At 34.1% G+C, this 4,481-nt stretch carries 1 protein-coding gene; it reads right to left on the reverse strand.

From position 1 onward, the window contains the following. Complete coding sequence (locus ODZ84_RS05950; RefSeq protein ID WP_266176073.1) at positions 1-4,479, reverse strand: type I polyketide synthase; 4,479 nt, start codon at positions 4,477-4,479, stop codon at positions 1-3. Positions 4,480-4,481: the final 2 nt, after the last annotated feature.

Consider the following 4,481-nt stretch of genomic DNA (forward strand, 5'->3'; position numbering starts at 1 on the left):
TTATATCTCGGTTTTATATTTTTTTTCTTTACTATTTTTCTGAATCTCGATTAACTTATTAACCATATCAATTTCTTTGGCAAGTTCTTTAATCGTAGGTTTCTCAAAAAAATCTTCAATTGCCAGTTCTACATTAAAAGTTTTGTAAATACGGTTCGATAGTGTGATCGCCATCAATGAATTTCCGCCCAGTTCAAAGAAATCATCCTCAACACCAATATTCTTATAGCCAAATAATTCTTCCAACAATTCACTTAATTTCTCTTCAACCGGCGTATCAGGTTTAGTATATGTATTCGTTAAACCGGATCTATCAAATTCATCACTTATTATTTCTGCCGGATTCTCAGTGTTTTCATCCGAATTTGTATCTAATTGATCTACCCATTTAGACAGCCTTTTATCCAGACTGCTGGTAGAGATAATAATTTGAGGCATATTCTCTATGGATAAAACTCTCTCAAAAACATCTATAATATTTAATGAAGTTAGTAATCCACTTTTCGGATTTTCTTCAAAACCCAATCCATCATAGTTAACACTTATACTGTTGGAAATTTTCCCGGTATAGGAGAAGTAATCCATAAAAGTATTTGCTGATGCATAAGCCCCGAATTCCTTTCCTCCTAATACTGAAGATAATGATGAAGAAAATAAACAAAAATCCAATGTTCTGTTCTTAAATATCTTTGCAAGTACCTGTACACCCTCAACCTTGGGTTCAAACTGTTTTTCACAATCTTCCACTTTCAAAAAGTTAATACTTCTTAAAGATTTACCTTTAATAATTCCGGCGGTATGAATAATGCCATTGATCTGTCCATAGACAAGTTCTCCCTGCTGAATAACTTTTTGGACATCGTTTAAATTAGTAATGTCCGCATGATAGTATTGCACATTTCCCAGCTTTTCTAAGGTTTGCAGACGGTCATAATTAACTTGTTTTTCATTGTCCATTGTTGATGAAAGAACTGTTCTTCCCAGTAAGATTAAAGATGCATTGTATTTTTCCAGTAAATATTTTGCGTGAACAAATCCTAAGTCTCCCAAGCCTCCGGTAATTAAGTAGACTCCTCCGTTTTTTATTTTTGTATTGCGCTCCAGTGGTTTTTCTATTTGGATCGGATTATAACTTCTTATCCATCTGCTGTTTAAACGATATGAAACAAACTTATCAAAAACTTTTGCCTGAATTTCACGAGTAATATTTTCAACAATTTCAGCTGTATCATCTGTAGGCACAACATCAATATTTCTACAATTAACCAGAGGGTTCTCCTGCGTAATTACATTCATTAAGCCTAGGTTTGTCGATTTCAATGGATCTGTATTTTCATTACCAAGAACCTTTTGCAGATTACTGGTTACCACTGCGAAATCCAAGGCTTCTTTTTGCTCCAGTTCATGAATGTTTTTAGCTATATGCAGTACACTATAAAAACCCAGTTCCTTATAAGTTTCTTTATCAGTACTGCCTGTTGATATTTCGTCGATATTGAATAAATGAATAATATGGGTAAGTTTTATTGTTTGATTTTTTAAATCTGCAAACAGCTTTTCATAAGTACTATAATCACTGATATTCAATTCATATTGGCAATCAGATTTCTTCTGAAAACGATCTCCTTTTCTTACTTCAATTATTTTATCGGATTCTTTTTTTATTTTTTGCACTAATGATTCTCCATATCCAGAATCATCCATAAAAATCAAATAACATTTCTCCGTAGATTGATGATCAACATTTTTAACTAGTCTTGATGCTTTCCAGGAAGGTTCATAAAACCATTCTGAGATCGATTTCTTATCATTATTAAAATCAGAACCTGCCAGTTTTTCAAACGGATTAACATGAGAAGCAAAAACATGTTTGTCAAAACGATAAGTGGGTGCCGGCATCTTATTACGGGTTTCATAAGAGTAATATTCTTTCCAGTTGACATCGGCCCCTGAACTCCATAAATACCCTAAGGATTCTGCCAGCTTCTGATTGTCATCCTTTGTTTCTTTCGGATGCCTTATTAAACCTACTGTTAAATTGTTTCCTTTATAATTTTCATTGAACTGGCAGAAAGTGGACAAGGCTTTTCCCGGACCTATTTCTATAAAGACAGAGTCTCCTTTTTTTAATAAATAGTCAATCCCATCCGAAAAATGAACTGTTTCTCTTAAATGTCTAACCCAGTATTTGGGTGACATTGCTTCTTCGGGAGAAATTTCTTTTCCGGTAAGGTTGGATATAAATGGATGTTGTGGCTTAGAGAAATTTATTTTAGAAAGCTCATTTTCATAATCATCCAATATAGAATCCATCATTTTTGAATGAAAAGCATGAGATGTTTTTAGGATGTTATATGAAATCCCCTGTTCTGCCAATACTTTTATAAACTCCGCAATATCATTTTTGCTTCCTGATACTACTACAGAATTTTTCGTATTTAAAGCCGCAACTGATATATCACTGTTGATGTACGGTTTTATTACCTCGTAAGATAATCCTATCTCCAACATGTCCCCTTCTTCCACTTTACTCATCAAAGATGATCTTTTTACAAGGATGGATAAACCGTCTTCAAAAGAAAACACTCCGCTTATACAAGCTGCTACATATTCACCCAAGCTATGTCCTATCATATATTTCGGTGATATTCCCCATTTTAATAACAAGCTGGCAAAAGCATATTCAATTAAGAAAAGCAATGGCTGGGTGTATTGTGTTTTATTTATTAAAAATGGTTCAATTTTATCATCGTTCTCATATCCTATTATGGCTTTATAATTTTCTCCGGTAAGGTTTTTTAAAATTTCAAATCCTCTGTCCATCAAAATCCTGAAATCCTGTTCGTGTACATACACCTCTTTTGCCATATTAAAATATTGGCTTCCCTGGCCAGAAAACATAAAGATTATATTTCTTTTAAGTTGCATTCTGGCAGTATTTACCTGCTCTTTTAATCTATAGAGTGCTTCATCCTTATCCTTAAAAACCACAAAGTTTCGTTGTGCGAATGATTTTCTGCCCACTTTAAGAGTATACGCTAAATCAGCTAAATCAATATTGCCGTTGTTTTGTAAAAACTGATGAAGATTAGCCTGATAATGACTTAATGAAGATTGGGTTTTTGCAGAATATACTAATAATTGATATGGTCTTGATTGACTTGATTGACTCAAAAGGGGTGGCTCTTCCATCACAACGTGAGCATTTGTACCGCCTATTCCAAAGCTACTTACGCCTGCTCTTAACGGATATTCTCCATTGCTTTTCCATTCTTGTAACCGGGCATTCACATAAAATGGTCCCGAATTAAAATTGATATCAGGATTGGATTTAGAAAAATGTAATGTTGCGGGTATCTGTTTCTTTTTTATGGCCAAAGCAGTTTTAACAAAGCCGGCTATTCCGGCAGCTGCATCTAAATGCCCGATGTTCGTTTTTACTGAACCAACAGCACATTTGTGAGTTGTATCGTAATTAAAAGCTTTGTTTAACGCTTCAATTTCTATAGAATCTCCTAATTTGGTCCCAGTACCGTGTGCTTCAATATAACTGATGGTATTTGAGGAAACATTTGCCAGCTTATGAGCCAGCTTGATACAATCAGATTGTCCTGTAACACTTGGCGCCGTATATCCCACTTTTCCTTTTCCATCATTATTGACTGCAGATGATTTTATAACAGCATATATATGATCTCTGTCTCTGATCGCATCTTCTAAACGCTTAAGGACGATCACTGCTGCTCCATTACCTGCAACTGCTCCTGAAGACTTTTCATCAAAAGCTTTGCAATGTCCGTCTTTTGAAGCAATCATCCCTTCTTCATAAATATACCCTTTGCTTTTTGTACTGTCAATGCTAACTCCTGCTGCCAACGCCATAGAACACTCTCTTAAAAGTAGATTTCTACAAGCGATGTGAATAGAAGACAATGAACTTGAACAAGCGGTATCAATAAAATAACTAGGCCCTGTTAAGTCTAAATTATAAGATAATAAAGTATGAGCAAAGCTTTTATTTATTAACTTTTGCTGATAGAACGAATTAACATGTTTGTTGGGATTAACTCTATTATAAATGATCCAATTTAGGTTTTCTGACATCGAAACATAGACTCCAACTTTTTCTTTATAGGAAGATATGTCGTATCCTGCATCTTCAAATGCAAGCCAAACCTGCTCATGCAATATTCTTGTCTGAGGATCCATACAATCTGCCTCATTTTTCGTATATCCAAAAAATGAATAATCAAATGAGCCTATATTCTCTAAATCTGCATTTACTTTAATATAATTAGGATGGGCAATGAGTTCTTTACTTATCCCAATATCTGTTAGTTCGTCTTCGGTATAAAAATGAAGTAATTCGTTTTCATTGGCCAAATTTTCCCAAAACTCATCTGGAGTATTTGATTGAGGAAATTTGCACGATATTCCTATAACTGCAATATCTTTTTTATTAATCTCTTCTTTTTTCATGG

The organism is Chryseobacterium fluminis, from assembly GCF_026314945.1.
Classification (GTDB): Bacteria; Bacteroidota; Bacteroidia; order Flavobacteriales; family Weeksellaceae; genus Chryseobacterium; species Chryseobacterium fluminis.

Coding starts and splice junctions, on each gene's coding strand:
- ODZ84_RS05950 (WP_266176073.1), bottom strand. CDS start 4,479: ATGAAAAAAGAAGAGATTAATAAAAAAGATATTGCAGTTATAGGAATA.